The following is a 17,856-nucleotide window of genomic DNA, read 5'->3' on the forward strand; positions in this document are numbered from 1 at the left end:
TCGCCCGCCTCGCCGGGCCCACCCTGCGCGACGGCCTGCGCGGTCGAGCCCCGGCCCCGCGCGCCCAGACCGGCCGCACCACGATCGACCGCACCTCCGCCGGTCGTCACTCGCTCGTCCGCACCGTGCCGCTCGCCGACCGCCGAGCCCTCGCGCGGCACGCCCTCGGCGCCGCGCCCGTCGGCACAGCCCCGCTGCGATTCGCCGACACCCGTCTCGCCCGCGCCGTCGTCGTCGCGCTGCTCGCGATGATCGTCGCCTCGGGCCTGATCATGCTGATCGGTCAGCAGGCGCTCGCCGCCCCGGTCGAGCCCACCGCGCCCACCGCCCCCGTCGAGCCCGGCACCGGCGGCACCGGCACCACCGACGGCACCACCCCCGGCACCGGCGGCACCGCCCCGACCGACTTCACCGACGGCGACCAGACCGAATCCGACGGCACGGGCACCGGCGGTCTGAACATCGACATCAACGGCCCCGACGGCGCTCCCAGCACGGCGGTCGTGACGCTGCTCGGCATCACGCTGCTGAGCGTCGCGCCGGCCCTGCTGCTGATGATGACGTCGTTCACGAAGATCTTCGTGGTGCTCGCGATGACCCGGAACGCCCTCGCGCTGCCGTCGATCCCGCCGAATCAGGTGCTGGCCGGGCTCGCCCTGTTCCTCAGCCTCTTCATCATGGCTCCGATCCTCGAGCACATCAACGCCGACGCGGTGCAGCCCTACCTCGACGGCAGCATCGACTTCCAGGCGGCGATCGACGCCGGCAGCGCGCCCCTCCGCGAGTTCATGCTCGCGCACACCCGCCAGGAGGACCTCGCGCTGATGACCCGCTCGGCCGACCAGCCGAACCCAGACAGCCAGGCCGACGTGCCGATGCTGACGCTCATCCCGTCGTTCATGATCAGCGAGCTGCGCGCCGCGTTCATCATCGGGTTCGTCATCTTCATCCCGTTCCTCGTCATCGACCTCGTCGTCAGCGCCGCGCTCATGTCGATGGGCATGATGATGCTCCCGCCGGTGATGATCTCGCTGCCGTTCAAGATCCTGCTGTTCGTGCTGGTCGACGGGTGGGGGCTCATCATCACGAGTCTCATCGAGAGCTATCAGGTGACCGCCTGATGGACTCCAACGCCGTCCTCGACATCTCGATGCAGGCCCTCGTCATCACCGCGAAGCTCGCCGCGCCGGTGCTCATCACCTCGCTGGTCGTGGGGTTCGCGATCTCGCTGCTGCAGTCGATCACGCAGATCCAGGAGGTCACGCTCTCGTTCGTGCCGAAGGCCGTCGCCGTCGGCATCGCCCTGATCGTCTGCGGGCACTGGATGATCGCCGAGATGGTCACCTTCACGCACGTGGTGTTCGACCGCATCCCGCAGCTGCTCACGGGCGGCTGACCCCGACCATGGATCTCGACCTCGACCTCAGCGGTCTCGAAGCGACCTTGCTCGCCGCCGTGCGGATGACCGCGTTCATCGTCGTCGCGCCGCCGTTCTCGTACCGGGCGTTCCCCGGCCGGGTGAAGGCGATGCTGGCGCTGGGGCTCGCGCTCGCCGTGGCCCCGCGGGTCTCGCCCGGCTACGAGTCGCTGGCGACGGGGCCGTTCGTGCTCGCCCTGGTGCTCGAGGTCGTCGTCGGCGCCGTGCTGGGGTTCCTCGTCCTCCTGGTCTTCTCGGCCGTTCAGGCGGCCGGCAGCCTGATCGACCTGTTCGGCGGGTTCACCCTGGCGCAGGCGTTCGACCCGCAGTCGATGATCAACGGCGCGCAGTTCACGCGGCTGTTCCAGATGACGGCCCTCGCGCTGATGTTCGCGAGCGGCGGCTACCAGCTGATCATCGGCGGTCTCACCCGGTCGTTCGACGCGGTGCCGCTGGGGCTCGGCATCGACCTGGCCGATCCGGTGTCGCTGATGACCGACGGGGTCACGCAGATGTTCCTCGCGACGCTGCAGATCGCCGGGCCGCTCTGCGTCGTGCTGTTCCTCGCCGACGTCGGGCTGGGTCTGCTCAGCCGGGTCGCGCCGGCTCTGAACGCCTACGCGATGGGCTTCCCGCTCAAGATCCTGATGACGGTCATGCTCGCCGGCGGGGTCTTCCTGGCGCTGCCGAGCGTGGTGCAGAACCTCTCGGGCGACGCCGCCGACCTGCTCACGGGGGTGAGGTAGCCATGGCCGACGACTCCGGCGAGCGCTCAGAGGACGCCACGCAGAAGCGGATGAAGGAGGTCCACTCCAAGGGTCAGCTGTCGAGGTCGCAGGACCTCAGCGCCTGGCTCGGGGTGGGCGCTGCCGCCGTCATGATCCCGACCACCATCGAGCGGGGCGCCGAGGCCGGCACCGATCAGCTGTTCTCGATCGGTCAGGCCATCCGGCATCCCGACGCGCAGACCGTGGTCACGCTGCTGGGCGAGGGCGTGGGCTCGATGGCCGCGACGATCGGCCCGATGCTCGCCGTCGTCGGCATCGTCGTGCTGCTCACCGCGATCGTGCAGGGCGGAGTCCACATCAAGCGGATGACGGGCAACTACGAGCAGTTCAACCTGATCAACGGGCTGAAGACGACGTTCGGCGGTCAGGCCCTCTGGAACGGCGCGAAGGCCCTGATCAAGACGGCCGTGGTCGGTCTCGTGCTGTGGATGGCCATCCAGGGGCTGATGCCGGTGCTGATGAACGGCGGCGGCCTGAGCGTCTCGGCCCTGCTCGACGAGGCGACGTCCGGCACGGCGATCCTCCTCCAGGCCGCGGTCGTCGCCGGTCTGGTGCTCGCCGCCGCCGACGTCTTCGTCGTCATGCGCCGCAACCGCAAGAAGACCCGCATGACCAAGAAGGAGGTGCGCGACGAGAACAAGAGCACCGACGGCGATCCGCTGGTCAAGTCGCAGCGCCGTTCGCGGCAGCTCGCCATGAGTCGCAACCGCATGATGGCCTCGATCGCCGACGCGGACGTCGTGATGGTCAACCCGACCGACTACGCGGTGGCCGTCCGCTACGAGCCGGGTCGTTCCGCTCCGCGGGTCGTCGCGAAGGGCGCCGGCGCCGTCGCGGCCCGCATCCGCGAGCAGGCGGCCGCCGACGGGGTCCCGCTCGTCGAGGACGTCCCGCTGACCCGCGCCCTGCACGCGAACTGCGGTCTGGGCGACGAGATCCCCGTCGACCTCTACACGCCGGTCGCGCGGGTGCTGACCTTCGTCATGGCCCTCCGGGCGCGGGGCGCGTCGGCCGTCGCGGGCACCCACGCGAACCCGCGTCCGACCACCCCCGACGAGGTCGCCGCCGTGCTGACGCCCGGGTCGCTCGCGGCCGAGGCGGTGCCGCAGCGTCTGCGGATCGCTCGCGACGCGGCCGCCCCACCCGCGCCTCCGGGTTCCGCCGCCGTCCGCCCCTCCCGCCCTGCTCCCCGTCCGTCCGCCTCCGGAGGAACCGCCTGATGATCAAGACCCTCCCCAAGCTCGCCGTCCCGGTCGGCATCGTCGGCATCGTGCTGCTGCTCGTGGTGCCGGTGCCGGCCCCGATGCTCGACGTGCTGATCATCCTCAACATCCTGCTGGCGCTGGTGATCCTGCTGACGACGCTGTTCGTCAAGAAGCCGCTCGACTTCTCGGTGTTCCCGTCGCTGCTGCTCGTGGCGACGCTGTTCCGGCTCGGTCTCAACGTGGCGTCGACGCGGCTCGTGCTCGGCGAAGGCTACGCGGGCGACGTCATCGCGGCGTTCGGGCACGTGGCGGTCAGCGGGTCGATCATCATCGGCTCGGTGATCTTCCTCATCCTGGTGGTCATCCAGTTCGTCGTGGTGACGAAGGGCGCCGAGCGCGTGGCCGAGGTCGGGGCGCGCTTCACCCTCGACGCGATGCCCGGCAAGCAGATGGCCATCGACGCCGATCTGAACGCGGGTCTGATCACCGACGAGGTCGCGAAGCAGCGCCGGGCCGACGTCAGCGCCGAGGCCGACTTCTACGGTGCGATGGACGGCGCGTCGAAGTTCGTCAAGGGCGACGCGATCGCCGGCATCATCATCATCATCATCAACCTGGTCGGCGGGGTCGCGATCGGCGCCCTGCAGAACGGGATGGAGATCGGCGAAGCCCTCAACCACTACGGTCTGCTGACGATCGGCGACGGTCTCGTGACGCAGATCCCGGCGCTGCTGATGGCCGTCTCGACCGGCATGATCGTCACGCGCTCGGGCGCCGACAGCGACATGGGCTCGCAGGCCGCGACCCAGCTCGGGCAGTCGCGCATCGCGATCGCGGTGGCCGGCGTCGCCGCGATCGGCATGGGGTTCATCCCGGGCATGCCGATCGTGCCGTTCCTGGTCGTCGGCGCGACGCTGCTGATCGTCGCCCAGCGGCTGGCGGCGAAGTCGAAGGCCGAGGAGGCGCGCGCGGCTCTCGAGAGCCGGCAGGCCGCCGTCGTCGCCCCCACCGACACCACCGACGACCTCCTCGAGCAGATGCGGGTGCACGCGCTCGAGATCCTCCTGGCACCCGACCTCGTCGACATGGTCGGCGGCTCGTCCGACGACCTCCTCGGCCGCGTCAAGGCGCTGCGTCGCAAGATCGCCGTCGACCTGGGCATCGTGGTGCCCCCGGTCCGCACGCGCGACAGCGTCGACCTGCCGCCGTCGACCTACTCGATCCGGATCGCCGGGGTCGAGGCCGGCCGCGGTCAGGCGCCCGCGCGGTCGGTGCTGGCCCTCGGCGAGCACCTCGACGCCCTGCCCGGCACGGCGACCATCGAGCCGGTCTTCGGTCTGGCCGGCAAGTGGGTGCCCGCCGAGATGCGGCACAGCGCCGAGATGACCGGCGCGACCGTCATCGACCGGGTGTCGGTGCTGGTCACGCATCTGTCGTCGATCATCGCGGACGAGGCGGCGCGGCTGCTCAGCCGCGAGGACGTGCGGGTGCTCACCGAGGGCGTCAAGCAGATCAACCCGTCGGCGATCGACGACCTCGTGCCCGGCATGCTCTCGCTGGCCGAGCTGCAGCGCGTGCTGCAGGGGCTCCTGGCCGAGCGGGTGCCGATCAACGACCTCGGGCGGATCTGCGAGGGGCTGACGCTGCGGGCGAAGGTGTCGACCGACCCCGAGGGGCTCGTCGAGGCGGCCCGCGCCTCCCTGGGGCCCGCCCTGGCGGCCCGTCACCTCGACGGGTCCGTGCTGCGCGTGATCATGATCGACCCGGGGCTCGAGCAGTCGATGCTCGAGGGGCTGCGGCCGTCCGACCAGGGCACGCAGATCCTGCTCGACGGGCACCGGGTCGAGCAGGTGCTCGGCTCGCTCCGCGACTCCGTGGCGGCGGTCGAGTCGCAGGGTCTGAGCGCGGTGCTGGTCTGCGCACCCGCCCTCCGCCCCGCGATCCACCGACTCGTCTCGGCGCAGCAGAACGGCCTGCCGGTGCTGTCGTACCAGGAGGCGACGGCGGCCGGGTCGACCATCGAGACCGTGGGCGTCGTGCGCGCCAGCGATGCGATCGTGGCCTGAGATGGCTCCGACGAGAGTGGTGATGACGGGCGAGTCCCTCGACGAGCTGCGTCGGCGCGTGCGCGAGGCCCACGGCCCGGGCGCGCGGATCGTCGCGGCCCAGCGGGTGACCGTCGGGGGAGTGGGCGGGCTCTTCGCGCGCAAGCACTACGAGGCGACCGTCGACGTGCCCGACCCGTCGGCCGACCAGCCGTCGGCCCGCGTCACCATCACCCCGCCGGCGTCCCGGGCCGGCATCGCGACGCTGCTGGCCGACGCCGACGCCGCCGACGGGTTCTCGCCCGCCGTGCCCGCTGCACCGGCCGCGTCCGCCGCGCTCGGGTCCGCGCCCTCCCCGGCACCGGGGGCCGATCCGTTCGACCAGGTGATGTCGGGCGCGCGGGTGCCGGGCGACAGCCCGCGACGTGCCGCCCGTGCCGCCGCCGCGTCCGCCGCGACGGCCGCGTCCGCCGCGGCACCTCGCGACGCCAACCCCGGGGTGCAGCCGGCGACCCGCAGCGACGCGTTCGCCGAGATCATGGACGACCTCACCTTCAACGGCATCGCCCCGGCACCGCGCGGGCCGGTCGTCCCCGCCGAGGAGGCGCGGCCCGGCCCCCTGACGAACGCCGCGGAGTTCCTCGCCGCGGCCGCCGCCTCCTCGTCCCCCGCGCTCGTCGCGAGGTCCGAGGTCGACGTGCCCGCGCCTCCTGCCGTCCTGACCGGTGCCGGAGACCTCGTGGTCGTCGTGGGGCGCCCCGGAGACGCGTTCCGGGTGGCGGCGCAGATGGCGTCGTCGTTCGGCTTGCGGTCGGTCGACGTCGACGACCGGCGGAGCGCCATCCTGGCCCGGGCCGAGGGGGTCAACGGCGGCACGGCCGTGGTCACCGCCCTCGCGTGGGACGGGTCGGCGGCGGAGGCCCTGCGCTCGATGTCCGCCGACCAGGTGTGGGTCGCGGTCGACGTCGGCCGCAAGCACGACGACACGGCCCGCTGGGTCGAGGAGGTGCGGGTCGTCTCCGATGTCGCCGCCGCCGCGGTCGTGGGCGAGGCCGACACCGCCACGCCGGGCACGGTGCACCTGCTGGGCGTGCCCGTCGGGTGGCGCGAGTCCCTCTAGACCGATCGTTCGCGTCAGCCTGGGTAAGGTGGTCGGATGCTGGTGTTGACGCGCAAGGTCGGGGAGCGGATCCTCATCGGTGACGACATCGTCATCACCGTGCTCGACTCGCGCGGCGACGGCGTGCGCATCGGCATCGACGCCCCTCGCGGGGTGAAGATCCAGCGCGAGGAGGTCGTCAAGGCCGTCGCCGAGGCCAACGCCGAGGCCGCCGCGGCCCCCGCCGACGCCGAGGCCCGCCTCCGAGCCGCCCTCGGCGGCCCCGCCCCCCGCTGACCCGCGCCGCTCCTCCTCCTGTGATCGCGGCTACCGCGCCCCGAACACGCTCCGCGACGATCTGGTCGCCTGGCGCTGAAATGCCTCACGCCTGTAATGTTAACCGGGTGTCGGCAGATGGCGAGAGGTGACTCATGGTCGAAGACGACGTCAGGCCCCGAGATCCGGTTCGAGACGAGAGCGCGCCGATCGGGCCGGGGCTCGAGCCAGGCATCGTGACCAGCTCGGCTCGAGGTCTCGCATGACCCGCATCGATCTACGAGATGTCGTCGTGACGCATCCCGACCGGCGACGACCGCCGATCCTCGCCGGGATCGACCTGACCGTCCTGCCCGGGGAGTTCGTCGCCCTCGAGGGGGCATCGGGCGCCGGCAAGACGACCCTGCTGGCCTGCCTCGCCGGTCTCGATCGGCCGTCCCGGGGCCTCGTCGCCCTCGACGGAGGCGATCTCCGGTCGCTCTCACCTCGTCGTCTGGCCGCCCTGCGTTCCCATGGCGTCGGCCTCGTCCTGCAGCGCGACAACGTCCTCTCGGCTCTATCCGTCGCCGAGAACGTCGGCCTCCCTGCGCGCATCCGGGGTCGACCGCTTCCCGACACGCAGGTGCTCGAAGCGCTCCATGCGGTGGGTCTGGCCGACCGGGCCGAGGCTCGTCCGGCTCAGCTCTCCGGTGGAGAGCGTCAGCGGGTCGCCGTCGCGCGATGTCTCGCCTCCCGGGTGCCGCTGATCCTCGCCGACGAGCCGACGGAGGCGCTCGACCGACACGGCGCCGGCATCGTCGTCGATCTGCTCCGGCATCAGGCCGAGCGGGGGTGCACGGTCGTCATGGTGACGCACGACGCCGACGCGGCGGCCAGGGCCCATCGTCGGGTGCTGCTCGAGCGCGGGATGATCAGGAGCGACCGCAGGTGAGGCTGGTCGGGCTCGTCCATCGAGCCTCGTCCTCGCGAGCGGCCCTCTGGGCGGAGGTCATGGTCTCGTGCGCGTCCGTCCTCGCTCTCGCCCTCATCGTCTCCGCGCACCTGGCGGCAGTCGCCAGCGTGCCGTCTGCCGCCGACGAGTCGGCGGACGCGACTGCGACGGCGCTCACCTTCGCGGTCGTCACGGCTGCTGCGGTCGTCAGCGCCACCGTCCGGGCCGTCCACGACGCTCGGCGTCCGGTCCTGCTGGCCCTGATCAGTCTCGGTGCCGACCCCGCAGCCGTGACCGTCGCCTGTGCGCTGCGTTCGGTTCTGCTCGCCGCCGGCGGGGCCCTCATCGCCGGAGTGCTCATGATCCCGATCGTCGTCTCATCGGGACTCGACACCTCCGTGCGACTGCTCGACAGGGCCGCCCAGACCGTCGGTCAATCAGCCACCACGGTCGCGATGGCGTCTCTGGCGGTCATGTCGATGTTCTGCCTCTCCGCCTTCGCCGCGGCCATCCCCTCGCGACGGAGGCTGCCGGCCGCGGCGCTCCGCGAGACGAGTCGTCGCGCGTTCCCGTCCTCGGCATTCCGCGTGGCCGCGTCGCTCGTCGTCCTGGTCTCGGTGATCGGTCCCGTGGTGGCCCTCGCCCTCCTGTCTCCGGCGCTCCCACGGCTCGTCCGAGCGCTGAGCCCGGCCCTCTCGCCAGAGGAGCTGCGGGGCGTCGAGAGGCTGGTCGAGATGTCCGAGGGGTCGTGGGCGATGGCGTTCATGGTGGCCTCGACGCTGGCCGTGGTCGTGACCCTCGCGATGCTCGCTCCGGTCGTCGGAGTGGCATTGGTCCGGGCTGCCGCGGCCCTCGCCCCCCTGCGAGGCGTGGTCTGGTATCTCGCCCGCCGCATCGCAGTCGAACGAGTCGCCGTCACGTCCGCGTCCGCCTCCGCCACCGTCATCCTGGTCGGGCTGGTGGCTCTGACCCAGGCCACCTTCGACCTCGCCGCCATGACCGGCTTCGAACTGCAGACCACCGTCGCGGAGCAGTGGCTCGAAGTCGCCTGGAGCCTCGGCCCTGCGGTAGTGATCGCTCTTAGCGGGGGTGTCGCGGCGATGCTCGTCGCGTCCAGACAGGACTCGAGCGACTGGATCGCGCTCGCAGGGATGGGTCTGTCGCGGCGTTCCGCGCGACTCGTGCCTCTGGCTCAGGCGTCTCTGCAGACCTGCGCCGCCGGGGTGCCCCCTGTGGCGCTGGCCCTGCTGGCTCTCGGTGCCGCCCTCGGTCTCGCCGAGGTGACCGGGTCGACGGTCGTCGTCTCCGCGCCCGACCTCCGCCCCGCGGCGGCGGCTGTCCTGGTCTGCCTCGTCGTCGACGTCTCGGTGTCGATCCGGCGACTCCCCGACGCCCTGGGGCGGGGAGGGAGGGCCGGGGGGCGGCTCCTCCTGTGATCGCGGCTACCGCGCCCCGAACACGCTCCGCGACGGCTCGGGCGACGGCACGGCGGTGGCGTCGGTGACGACCGGCGCTCCGGCGATGAAGTCGCGCAGCTCACGACCGTGCACGACCTTGGCCGGCAGCGGGTCCGACGAGTAGAGCCGGGGCATGCGGTCGGTGGGCAGCGGCGACGGCGAGCCGATGAGCACGACGTTGCCGAACCTCCTGCCCTTCAGGGTGGCGGGGTCCGCGACGGCCGCGACGTGCTCGAAGACCGTCGCCAGGGTCGACGCCTGCCCCCGGGCGAAGGCCAGGCCGGCGCCGTCGGCGGAGTTGACGATGAGCATCCCGGTCGGCGACAGGAACTCCGCCGCGGCCGAGTAGAACTCGAGCGAGGTCACGTGCGCGGGGATCTGCGACCCGCCGAACACGTCGACCACGAGCAGATCCACAGTGCCCCGCAGCCCGGCCGGCAGCTTCACCATGACCTCGCGGGCGTCGCCGTAGCGGACCCGGATGGAGGCGCCCCGCGGGAAGGGCAGTCGCTCCCGTACCAGCGCCACGAGATCCGCCTCGAGCTCGATGACCTGCTGGCGCGACCCGGGGCGGGTGGCCTCGACGTAGCGGGGCAGGGTCAGGGCGCCGGCGCCGAGGTGCAGAGCCGTCACGGGGCCCTCGGGGAGCAGATCGATGGCGTGGCCGATGCGGTGCACGTACTCGAAGGCGAGGTGGGTCGGGTCGTCGAGGTCGACGTGCGACTGCGGCGTCCCGTCGACGATCAGCGTGTAGGCGCCGGGGCGGTGGCGGTCCTCGTCGATGCGCGCGAGACCCGCGCCGATCGAGATCTCGGCGGGGGGTTCGTCGTGCTGTGCGGCCATGGGGTCAACCCTGGCACGGGTTATACCGAATCCGGCACAGAAGGTCAACGACAGGGCTTGCCAGGCGTGTCCGCAGCGACCTAGTATGGACCTTTGCGCTCCCCGTGCGTCGACTCGTCATATTCCGGTCGGCGACGCACCTCCGAGTTCAGGCCCCCGAATATCGCGGCGGGGGCGTCCTCGGCTTCGACCTCCGGCCATGCGCCGCGGGGCCGACGTCCCCCGGGAGGGCCGTTCACCACTCACCATACTGTCCGACAGTGATGACCCGACGGGGTCCACGGAGGTAACTTCCTTGGCTGCTGCGAACACCGCAAACACCAACTCACCCAAGAACGGCCGAGGCGCATCGCGACTCTCGTTCGCCAAGATCACCGACACGCTGACGGTCCCCGACCTTCTGGCGCTGCAGACGGAGAGCTTCGACTGGCTCGTCGGCAACGACATCTGGAAGGAGCGCCTCGCTGAGGCGACCGAGCAGGGTCGCACCGACCTCGCCCTCCACTCCGGCCTGGAGGAGATCTTCGAGGAGATCTCCCCGATCGAGGACCTCGGCGAGACGATGCAGCTGTCGTTCACCGCTCCCGAGCTCGAAGAGCCGAAGTACACCATCGACGAGTGCAAAGAGCGCGGCAAGACCTACGCCGCACCGCTGTACGTCAACGCCGAGTTCATGAACCACCTCACCGGTGAGATCAAGACGCAGACGGTCTTCATGGGCGACTTCCCGCTGATGACCGAGCGCGGAACCTTCATCATCAACGGCACCGAGCGTGTCGTCGTGTCGCAGCTCGTCCGCAGCCCGGGCGTGTACTTCGAGCGCGCCTCCGACAAGACCTCCGACAAGGACATCTACTCGGCTCGCGTCATCCCGAGTCGCGGTGCCTGGCTCGAGTTCGAGATCGACAAGCGCGACCAGGTCGGCGTCCGCATCGACCGCAAGCGCAAGCAGAGCGTCACCGTCTTCCTCAAGGCCCTCGGTCTGACGAGCGAAGAGATCACCGAGAAGTTCAAGGGCTTCGCCTCCATCGAGGCGACCCTCGAGAAGGACGCCATCCTCACCAAGGAGGAGGCGCTCAAAGACATCTACCGCAAGCTGCGTCCCGGCGAGCAGGTCGCTGCCGAGGCTGCGCGCGCGCTGCTCGACAACTTCTACTTCAACCCGAAGCGCTACGACCTGGCGAAGGTCGGTCGTTACAAGATCAACCGCAAGCTCGGCATCGACGCGCCCCTGGTCGACTCGGTCCTGACCGTCGACGACATCGTCGCGACGATCAAGTACCTGGTCTCGCTGCACGCCGAGCAGAAGACGATGGACGGAGTCCGCGAGGGCGAGTCCGTCGAGCTGCGTCTCGACGTCGACGACATCGACCACTTCGGCAACCGTCGCATCCGCGCGGTCGGCGAGCTGATCCAGAACCAGGTCCGCACCGGTCTGTCGCGCATGGAGCGCGTCGTCCGCGAGCGCATGACCACTCAAGACATCGAGGCGATCACGCCGCAGACCCTGATCAACGTGCGCCCCGTCGTCGCCGCGATCAAGGAGTTCTTCGGGACGTCGCAGCTGTCGCAGTTCATGGACCAGAACAACCCGCTGTCGGGTCTGACCCACAAGCGCCGCCTGTCCGCTCTCGGACCGGGTGGTCTGTCGCGTGAGCGCGCCGGCGTCGAGGTCCGAGACGTCCACCCCTCGCACTACGGCCGCATGTGCCCGATCGAGACCCCGGAAGGCCCGAACATCGGTCTGATCGGCTCGCTCGCGTCGTTCGCCCGCATCAACTCCTTCGGGTTCATCGAGACCCCGTACCGTCGCGTCGTCAAGGGCAACGTGTCCACGACGATCGACTACCTGACCGCGTCCGAAGAAGACGAGTACGTCGTCGCGCAGGCCAACGCGCCCCTCGACGACAAGTTCGACTTCGTCGACGACAAGGTCCTGGTCCGCAAGAAGGGCGGAGAGGTCGAGCTCGTCGGCAAGGACGAGGTCGACTACATGGACGTCTCGCCGCGCCAGATGGTCTCGGTCGCCACGTCGCTCATCCCGTTCCTCGAGCACGACGATGCGAACCGCGCCCTCATGGGTGCGAACATGCAGCGTCAGGCCGTCCCGCTGGTCCGCAGCGAGAGCCCGCTCGTCGGCACCGGCATGGAGGGCTACACGGCCATCGACGCCGGTGACGTGGTCACCGCCGACGCCGCCGGCGTGGTCGCCGAGGTCTCGGCCGACGTCGTCACCGTCCAGCTCGACGCCGGTGGAACCCAGGAGTACTACCTCCGCAAGTTCGACCGCTCGAACCAGGGCGCCAGCTACAACCACCGCGTGATCGTCGACGCCGGTCAGCGCATCGAGGTCGGCGAGGTCATCGCCGACGGACCCGCCACCGAGAACGGCGAGCTCGCACTCGGCAAGAACCTGCTCGTCGCGTTCATGCCCTGGGAGGGCTACAACTACGAGGACGCGATGATCCTGTCGCAGAACCTCATCAAGGACGACACGCTCTCCTCGATCCACATCGAGGAGTACGAGGTCGACGCCCGCGACACGAAGCTCGGCAAGGAGGAGATCACCCGTGACCTCCCCAACGTCAGCCCGGATCTGCTGGCCGACCTCGACGAGCGAGGCATCATCCGCATCGGCGCCGAGGTCCGCCCCGGCGACATCCTCGTCGGCAAGGTCACGCCCAAGGGCGAGACCGAGCTCAGCGCCGAAGAGCGTCTGCTCCGTGCGATCTTCAACGAGAAGAGCCGCGAGGTCCGCGACACGTCCCTGAAGGTGCCTCACGGCGAGCAGGGGACCGTCATCGGCGTCAAGGTCTTCGACTCGCAAGACGGAGACGACGAGCTCGGCTCGGGCGTCAACCAGCGCGTCGTGGTGTTCATCGCCCAGAAGCGCAAGATCACCGCGGGTGACAAGCTCGCCGGTCGTCACGGCAACAAGGGCGTCATCTCGACGATCCTCCCCGTCGAAGACATGCCCTTCCTCGCCGACGGAACCCCCGTCGACATCATCCTGAACCCGCTGGGCGTCCCCGGTCGAATGAACTTCGGCCAGGTGCTCGAGATCCACCTCGGGTGGATCGCGGCGCAGGGCTGGAACGTCGAGGGCATCCAGGAGTGGGCGAAGAACCTGCCCCCCGAGGCGCTCAGCGCCGCTCCCGGCACGAAGGTCGCCACCCCGGTGTTCGACGGTGCCGCCGAGCGCGAGATCGAGGGTCTGCTCGACTCGACCCTCCCGACCCGCGACGGGGAGCGCCTCATCGGCTCGTCCGGTAAGGCCCGCCTCTTCGACGGTCGCTCGGGTGAGCCGTTCCCGAACCCGATCTCGGTCGGCTACATGTACATCCTCAAGCTGCACCACCTCGTCGACGACAAGATCCACGCTCGCTCGACGGGTCCGTACTCGATGATCACGCAGCAGCCGCTGGGTGGTAAGGCGCAGTTCGGTGGTCAGCGATTCGGTGAGATGGAGGTCTGGGCCCTCGAGGCCTACGGCGCCGCATACGCGCTGCAGGAGCTCCTGACCATCAAGTCCGACGACATCCTCGGCCGCGTCAAGGTCTACGAGGCGATCGTCAAGGGTGAGAACATCCAGGAGCCCGGCATCCCCGAGAGCTTCAAGGTCCTCATCAAAGAGATGCAGTCGCTCTGCCTGAACGTCGAGGTCCTCTCGGCCGACGGCCAGACGGTCAGCCTGCGCGACACGGACGACGAGGTCTTCCGTGCCGCCGAAGAGCTGGGCATCAACATCTCTTCCCGCTTCGAGTCGTCGAACGTCGACGAGATCTAAGCCCTCCCCAGACGACGTCGACACTTTTTTCACAAAGGGATAAACATTGATCGAAGCAACAACTTTCGACGAGCTGCGGATCGGCCTCGCAACGGCCGACAACATCCGCGCTTGGTCGCACGGTGAGGTCAAGAAGCCGGAGACCATCAACTACCGCACGCTGAAGCCCGAGAAGGACGGCCTCTTCGGAGAGCAGATCTTCGGGCCCTCGCGCGACTGGGAGTGCGCCTGCGGCAAGTACAAGCGAGTCCGATTCAAGGGCATCGTCTGCGAGCGCTGCGGCGTCGAGGTCACGAAGTCGTCGGTGCGCCGTGAGCGCATGGGCCACATCGAGCTCGCCGCTCCCGTCACGCACATCTGGTACTTCAAGGGCGTCCCCTCGCGCCTCGGCTACCTGCTCGACATGGCGCCGAAGGACCTCGAGAAGGTCATCTACTTCGCCGCCTACATGGTCATCTCGATCGACGAGGAGGGCCGTCACGCCGACATGCCCGGACTCGAGAACGAGCTCCGCCTCGAGATCAAGCAGCTCGAGTCGCAGCGCGACACCCGCATCGCCGACCGTCTCCAGAAGCTCGAGGACGACCTCGCCGCTCTTGAAGAAGAGGGTGCGAAGAGCGACCAGAAGCGCCGCGCGAAGGACGGCGCCGAGAAGGAGATGTCGCAGACGCGCAAGTCGTTCGACGAGGACATCAACCGCCTCGAGCGCGTCTGGGAGGACTTCCGGTCGCTGAAGGTCGGCGACCTCAAGCCGGAGGACGCCGTCTTCCACGAGCTCCAGGACCGCTTCGGCATCTACTTCGAGGCCCACATGGGCGCCGAGGCGATCAAGAAGCGCCTCGAGGGCTTCGACCTCACCACCGAGGCGGAGAACCTGCACCTGCAGATCTCCGAGGGCAAGGGTCAGAAGAAGATCCGCGCGATCAAGCGCCTGCGCGTCGTCAGCTCCTTCCTCGCCACGGGCAACTCGCCCGCAGCGATGGTGCTCGACGTGGTGCCGGTCATCCCGCCGGAGCTCCGCCCGATGGTCCAGCTCGACGGTGGCCGTTTCGCGACGTCCGACCTGAACGACCTGTACCGCCGCGTCATCAACCGCAACAACCGCCTCCGTCGTCTGCTCGATCTCGGCGCGCCCGAGATCATCGTCAACAACGAGAAGCGGATGCTGCAGGAGGCCGTCGACGCACTGTTCGACAACGGCCGTCGTGGTCGTCCCGTCACGGGTACCGGCAACCGCGCCCTGAAGTCCCTGAGCGACATGCTCAAGGGAAAGCAGGGTCGCTTCCGCCAGAACCTGCTGGGCAAGCGCGTCGACTACTCGGGTCGTTCGGTCATCATCGTCGGCCCGACGCTCAAGCTGCACCAGTGCGGTCTGCCCAAGCAGATGGCTCTCGAGCTCTTCAAGCCCTTCGTCATCAAGCGCCTGATCGACCTGAGCCACGCTCAGAACATCAAGTCGGCGAAGCGCATGGTCGAGCGTTCGCGTCCGCAGGTCTGGGACGTCCTCGAAGAGATCATCCGCGAGCGTCCCGTGCTGCTGAACCGTGCGCCCACGCTGCACCGTCTCGGCATCCAGGCGTTCGAGCCCCAGCTCGTCGAGGGCAAGGCCATCCAGCTGCACCCGCTCGTCTGCGCGGCGTTCAACGCCGACTTCGACGGCGACCAGATGGCCGTCCACCTGCCGCTGTCCGTCGAGGCCCAGGCCGAGGCGCGCATCCTGATGCTCGCGTCGAACAACATCCTGAAGCCGTCCGACGGCCGTCCGGTGACCCTGCCCGCACAGGACATGATCATCGGTCTGCACTACCTGACGACGGTCACCCCCGGCGCCACCGGTGAGGGCCGCTCGTTCTCGTCGGTGTCCGAGGCGATCATGGCCATGGACCAGGGGTCGCTCGACCTCAACGCCATGGTCAAGATCCGCATGAACGGCGTGCACTTCGCCGAGGGCGAGGCGCCCGAGGGCTACGAGGTCGGACAGGACATCCTGCTCGAGACGACGCTGGGTCGCGCTCGCTTCAACGAGAACCTCCCCGCCGACTACCCCTTCGTGCAAGAGGTCGCCGACAAGGGCATGCTCTCGACCATCGTCAACGACCTGGCCGAGCGGTACCCGAAGGTCGCGGTCGCCGCGGCGCTCGACAACATCAAGGACGCCGGCTTCTACTGGGCCTCGCGCTCCGGTGTGACCGTCGCGCTGTCCGACGTGCTGACGCCGCCGCGCAAGCCCGAGATCGTCGCGGGCTACGAGAAGCAGGCCGCAGCGGTCCAGTCGGAGTTCGACAAGGGTCTGATCTCGGACGCCGAGCGTCGTGCCGACCTGATCAAGATCTGGACGGAGGCCACGAACGAGGTCGCCGCCGAGATGCGGGCGAACTTCCCGATCGACAACACCATCAACCGCATGGTGACGTCGGGTGCTCGTGGTAACTGGCTGCAGGTGCGCAACATCGCCGGCATGCGAGGCCTGGTGAACAACCCGAAGGGCGACATCATCCCCCGCCCGATCATCTCGTCGTACCGCGAGGGTCTGTCGGTGGCCGAGTACTTCATCGCGACGCACGGTGCCCGCAAGGGTCTGGCCGACACGGCCCTCCGTACGGCCGACTCGGGGTACCTGACCCGTCGACTCGTCGACGTGTCACAGGACGTCATCATCCGTGAAGACGACTGCGGCACCTCGCGGGGCCTCGAGATGCCGATCGCCGCACCCGACGCCGACGGCGTCATGGTGCGCGACGCGACCGTCGAGAACACCGTGTTCGCACGGTCTCTCGCCGCGGCCGCGGTCGACGCCAAGGGCACGGTGCTGGCCGAGGCCGGCGCCGACGTCGGAGACGTGCTGATCGACGAGCTCGTGGCGGCCGGTGTCGAGACCATCAAGGTCCGCTCCGTCCTCACCTGCGAGGCCGCCGTCGGTGTCTGCGCCCAGTGCTACGGCCGTTCGCTGGCCACCGGCAACCTCGTCGACATCGGAGAGGCCGTCGGCATCATCGCGGCCCAGTCGATCGGCGAGCCCGGCACGCAGCTCACGATGCGCACCTTCCACACCGGTGGTTCGGCTTCGGCCGACGACATCACGCAGGGTCTTCCCCGCGTGACGGAGCTGTTCGAGGCGCGTACCCCCAAGGGTGCGTCCCCGATCGCCGACGGTGCCGGTCGCATCACCATCGAGGACACCGACAAGGCTCGCCGCGTCATCCTCAACCTCGACAACGGAGACGAGCCGGTCATCTACCCGGTGCTCAAGCGCTCGACCCTCCTCGTCGAAGACGGTCAGCACGTCGAGCTCGGCGCGCAGATCATCGCGGGCGCCGTCGACCCCAAGGAGGTCCTGCGAGTCAAGGGCGTCCGTGCGGTTCAGCAGCACCTCGTGGGCGGCGTGCAGGACGTCTACCGCTCGCAGGGTGTGCCGATCCACGACAAGCACATCGAGGTCATCGTCCGTCAGATGCTCCGCAAGGTCACCGTCGTCGACCACGCCGACACCGATCTCCTCCCCGGAGAGCTCGTCGACCGGTCGAAGTACAACGAGATCAACCGTGCTGCGCTGACCGAGGGCAAGCGGACCGCGTCCGCTCGTCAAGAGGTCATGGGCATCACCAAGGCCTCGCTGGCGACCGAGTCGTGGCTGTCGGCCGCGTCCTTCCAGGAGACGACCCGCGTGCTCACGCAGGCCGCGATGGAAGGCAAGAGCGACCCGCTGGTCGGTCTGAAGGAGAACGTGATCATCGGAAAGCTGATCCCCGCGGGCACCGGTCTGTCGCGTTACCGCGACGTCTCGGTCGAGGCGACGGAAGAGGCGAAGGCCGAGCGGTACCCCAACCGCGTGTTCACGGACGACGCGTCGTTCAACGAGGCTGACCTCAGCTTCGTCGACTTCGACTCGTTCTCGTCGGACGACTTCACGCCCGGCACCTACAACTGATCCGCGGAGGTGCGGTGAGGGTCAGTCCCGCACCGCGCCTCCTCGAATCGACACAGGGCCCCGGCCCACGCCTCGTGCGT

Annotated in this window: 12 protein-coding genes; 11 read left to right on the top strand and 1 reads right to left on the bottom strand. The window is 69.4% G+C overall.

Annotation, left to right across the window (positions count from 1 at the left end; translation table 11 throughout):
• Positions 1–272 precede the first annotated feature (272 nt).
• The 9 genes from fliP (at position 273) to ACZZY9_RS10175 (ending at position 9,197) form a co-directional block, all read left to right on the top strand.
• A complete protein-coding gene (fliP, locus tag ACZZY9_RS10135) occupies positions 273–1,121 on the top strand; it encodes a flagellar type III secretion system pore protein FliP (RefSeq protein WP_463464665.1) in 849 nt (282 codons plus the stop codon).
• On the top strand, positions 1,121–1,396 hold the full coding sequence (gene fliQ / locus ACZZY9_RS10140; RefSeq protein ID WP_192061016.1) for a flagellar biosynthesis protein FliQ: 276 nt from the start codon (positions 1,121–1,123) through the stop codon (positions 1,394–1,396). The genes fliP and fliQ overlap by 1 nt, the downstream gene beginning before the upstream one ends.
• An 8-nt stretch (positions 1,397–1,404) precedes the next feature.
• Positions 1,405–2,163 carry a flagellar biosynthetic protein FliR gene (locus ACZZY9_RS10145; RefSeq protein ID WP_463463999.1) on the top strand — a complete coding sequence of 253 codons (759 nt, stop codon included), beginning with the start codon at positions 1,405–1,407 and terminating at the stop codon, positions 2,161–2,163.
• A 2-nt stretch (positions 2,164–2,165) separates the two neighbouring features.
• The gene (locus ACZZY9_RS10150) at positions 2,166–3,425 is read left to right on the top strand and encodes an EscU/YscU/HrcU family type III secretion system export apparatus switch protein (RefSeq protein WP_463464000.1); all 1,260 of its coding nucleotides are present in this window, start codon (positions 2,166–2,168) and stop codon (positions 3,423–3,425) included.
• Complete coding sequence (locus tag ACZZY9_RS10155) at positions 3,425–5,476, top strand: flagellar biosynthesis protein FlhA (RefSeq protein ID WP_463464001.1); 2,052 nt, start codon at positions 3,425–3,427, stop codon at positions 5,474–5,476. The genes ACZZY9_RS10150 and ACZZY9_RS10155 overlap by 1 nt, the downstream gene beginning before the upstream one ends.
• A gap of 1 nt (position 5,477) precedes the next feature.
• Entirely contained in the window at positions 5,478–6,575 is a 1,098-nt protein-coding gene (locus ACZZY9_RS10160) for a hypothetical protein (RefSeq protein ID WP_463464002.1), read from the top strand.
• A gap of 36 nt (positions 6,576–6,611) precedes the next feature.
• Positions 6,612–6,851 carry a carbon storage regulator CsrA gene (csrA, locus tag ACZZY9_RS10165; RefSeq protein ID WP_192061021.1) on the top strand — a complete coding sequence of 80 codons (240 nt, stop codon included), beginning with the start codon at positions 6,612–6,614 and terminating at the stop codon, positions 6,849–6,851.
• 241 nt (positions 6,852–7,092) lie between these two features.
• Positions 7,093–7,761 (top strand): ABC transporter ATP-binding protein, encoded by a 669-nt coding sequence (locus ACZZY9_RS10170; protein ID WP_463464003.1) that lies wholly within the window; start codon positions 7,093–7,095, stop codon positions 7,759–7,761.
• Positions 7,758–9,197, top strand: a complete 1,440-nt coding sequence (locus ACZZY9_RS10175; protein ID WP_463464004.1) for a hypothetical protein — start codon at positions 7,758–7,760, stop codon at positions 9,195–9,197. Before ACZZY9_RS10170 ends, ACZZY9_RS10175 begins: the two co-directional genes overlap by 4 nt.
• Positions 9,198–9,203: 6 nt before the next feature.
• Here the strand turns inward: ACZZY9_RS10175 and ACZZY9_RS10180 are convergent, their stop codons facing one another.
• Positions 9,204–10,061, bottom strand: coding sequence for a spermidine synthase (locus ACZZY9_RS10180; protein WP_146853326.1), 858 nt, complete (start codon positions 10,059–10,061; stop codon positions 9,204–9,206).
• 295 nt (positions 10,062–10,356) lie between these two features.
• Between ACZZY9_RS10180 and rpoB the strand changes: the two genes are divergently transcribed.
• Both rpoB and ACZZY9_RS10190 read left to right on the top strand, forming a co-directional pair.
• A complete protein-coding gene (gene rpoB, locus ACZZY9_RS10185; RefSeq protein ID WP_192061025.1) occupies positions 10,357–13,848 on the top strand; it encodes a DNA-directed RNA polymerase subunit beta in 3,492 nt (1,163 codons plus the stop codon).
• 46 nt (positions 13,849–13,894) lie between these two features.
• The gene (locus ACZZY9_RS10190) at positions 13,895–17,776 is read left to right on the top strand and encodes a DNA-directed RNA polymerase subunit beta' (protein WP_192061026.1); all 3,882 of its coding nucleotides are present in this window, start codon (positions 13,895–13,897) and stop codon (positions 17,774–17,776) included.
• Positions 17,777–17,856 lie beyond the last annotated feature (80 nt).

This window comes from Frigoribacterium sp. AC394, assembly GCF_979258095.1.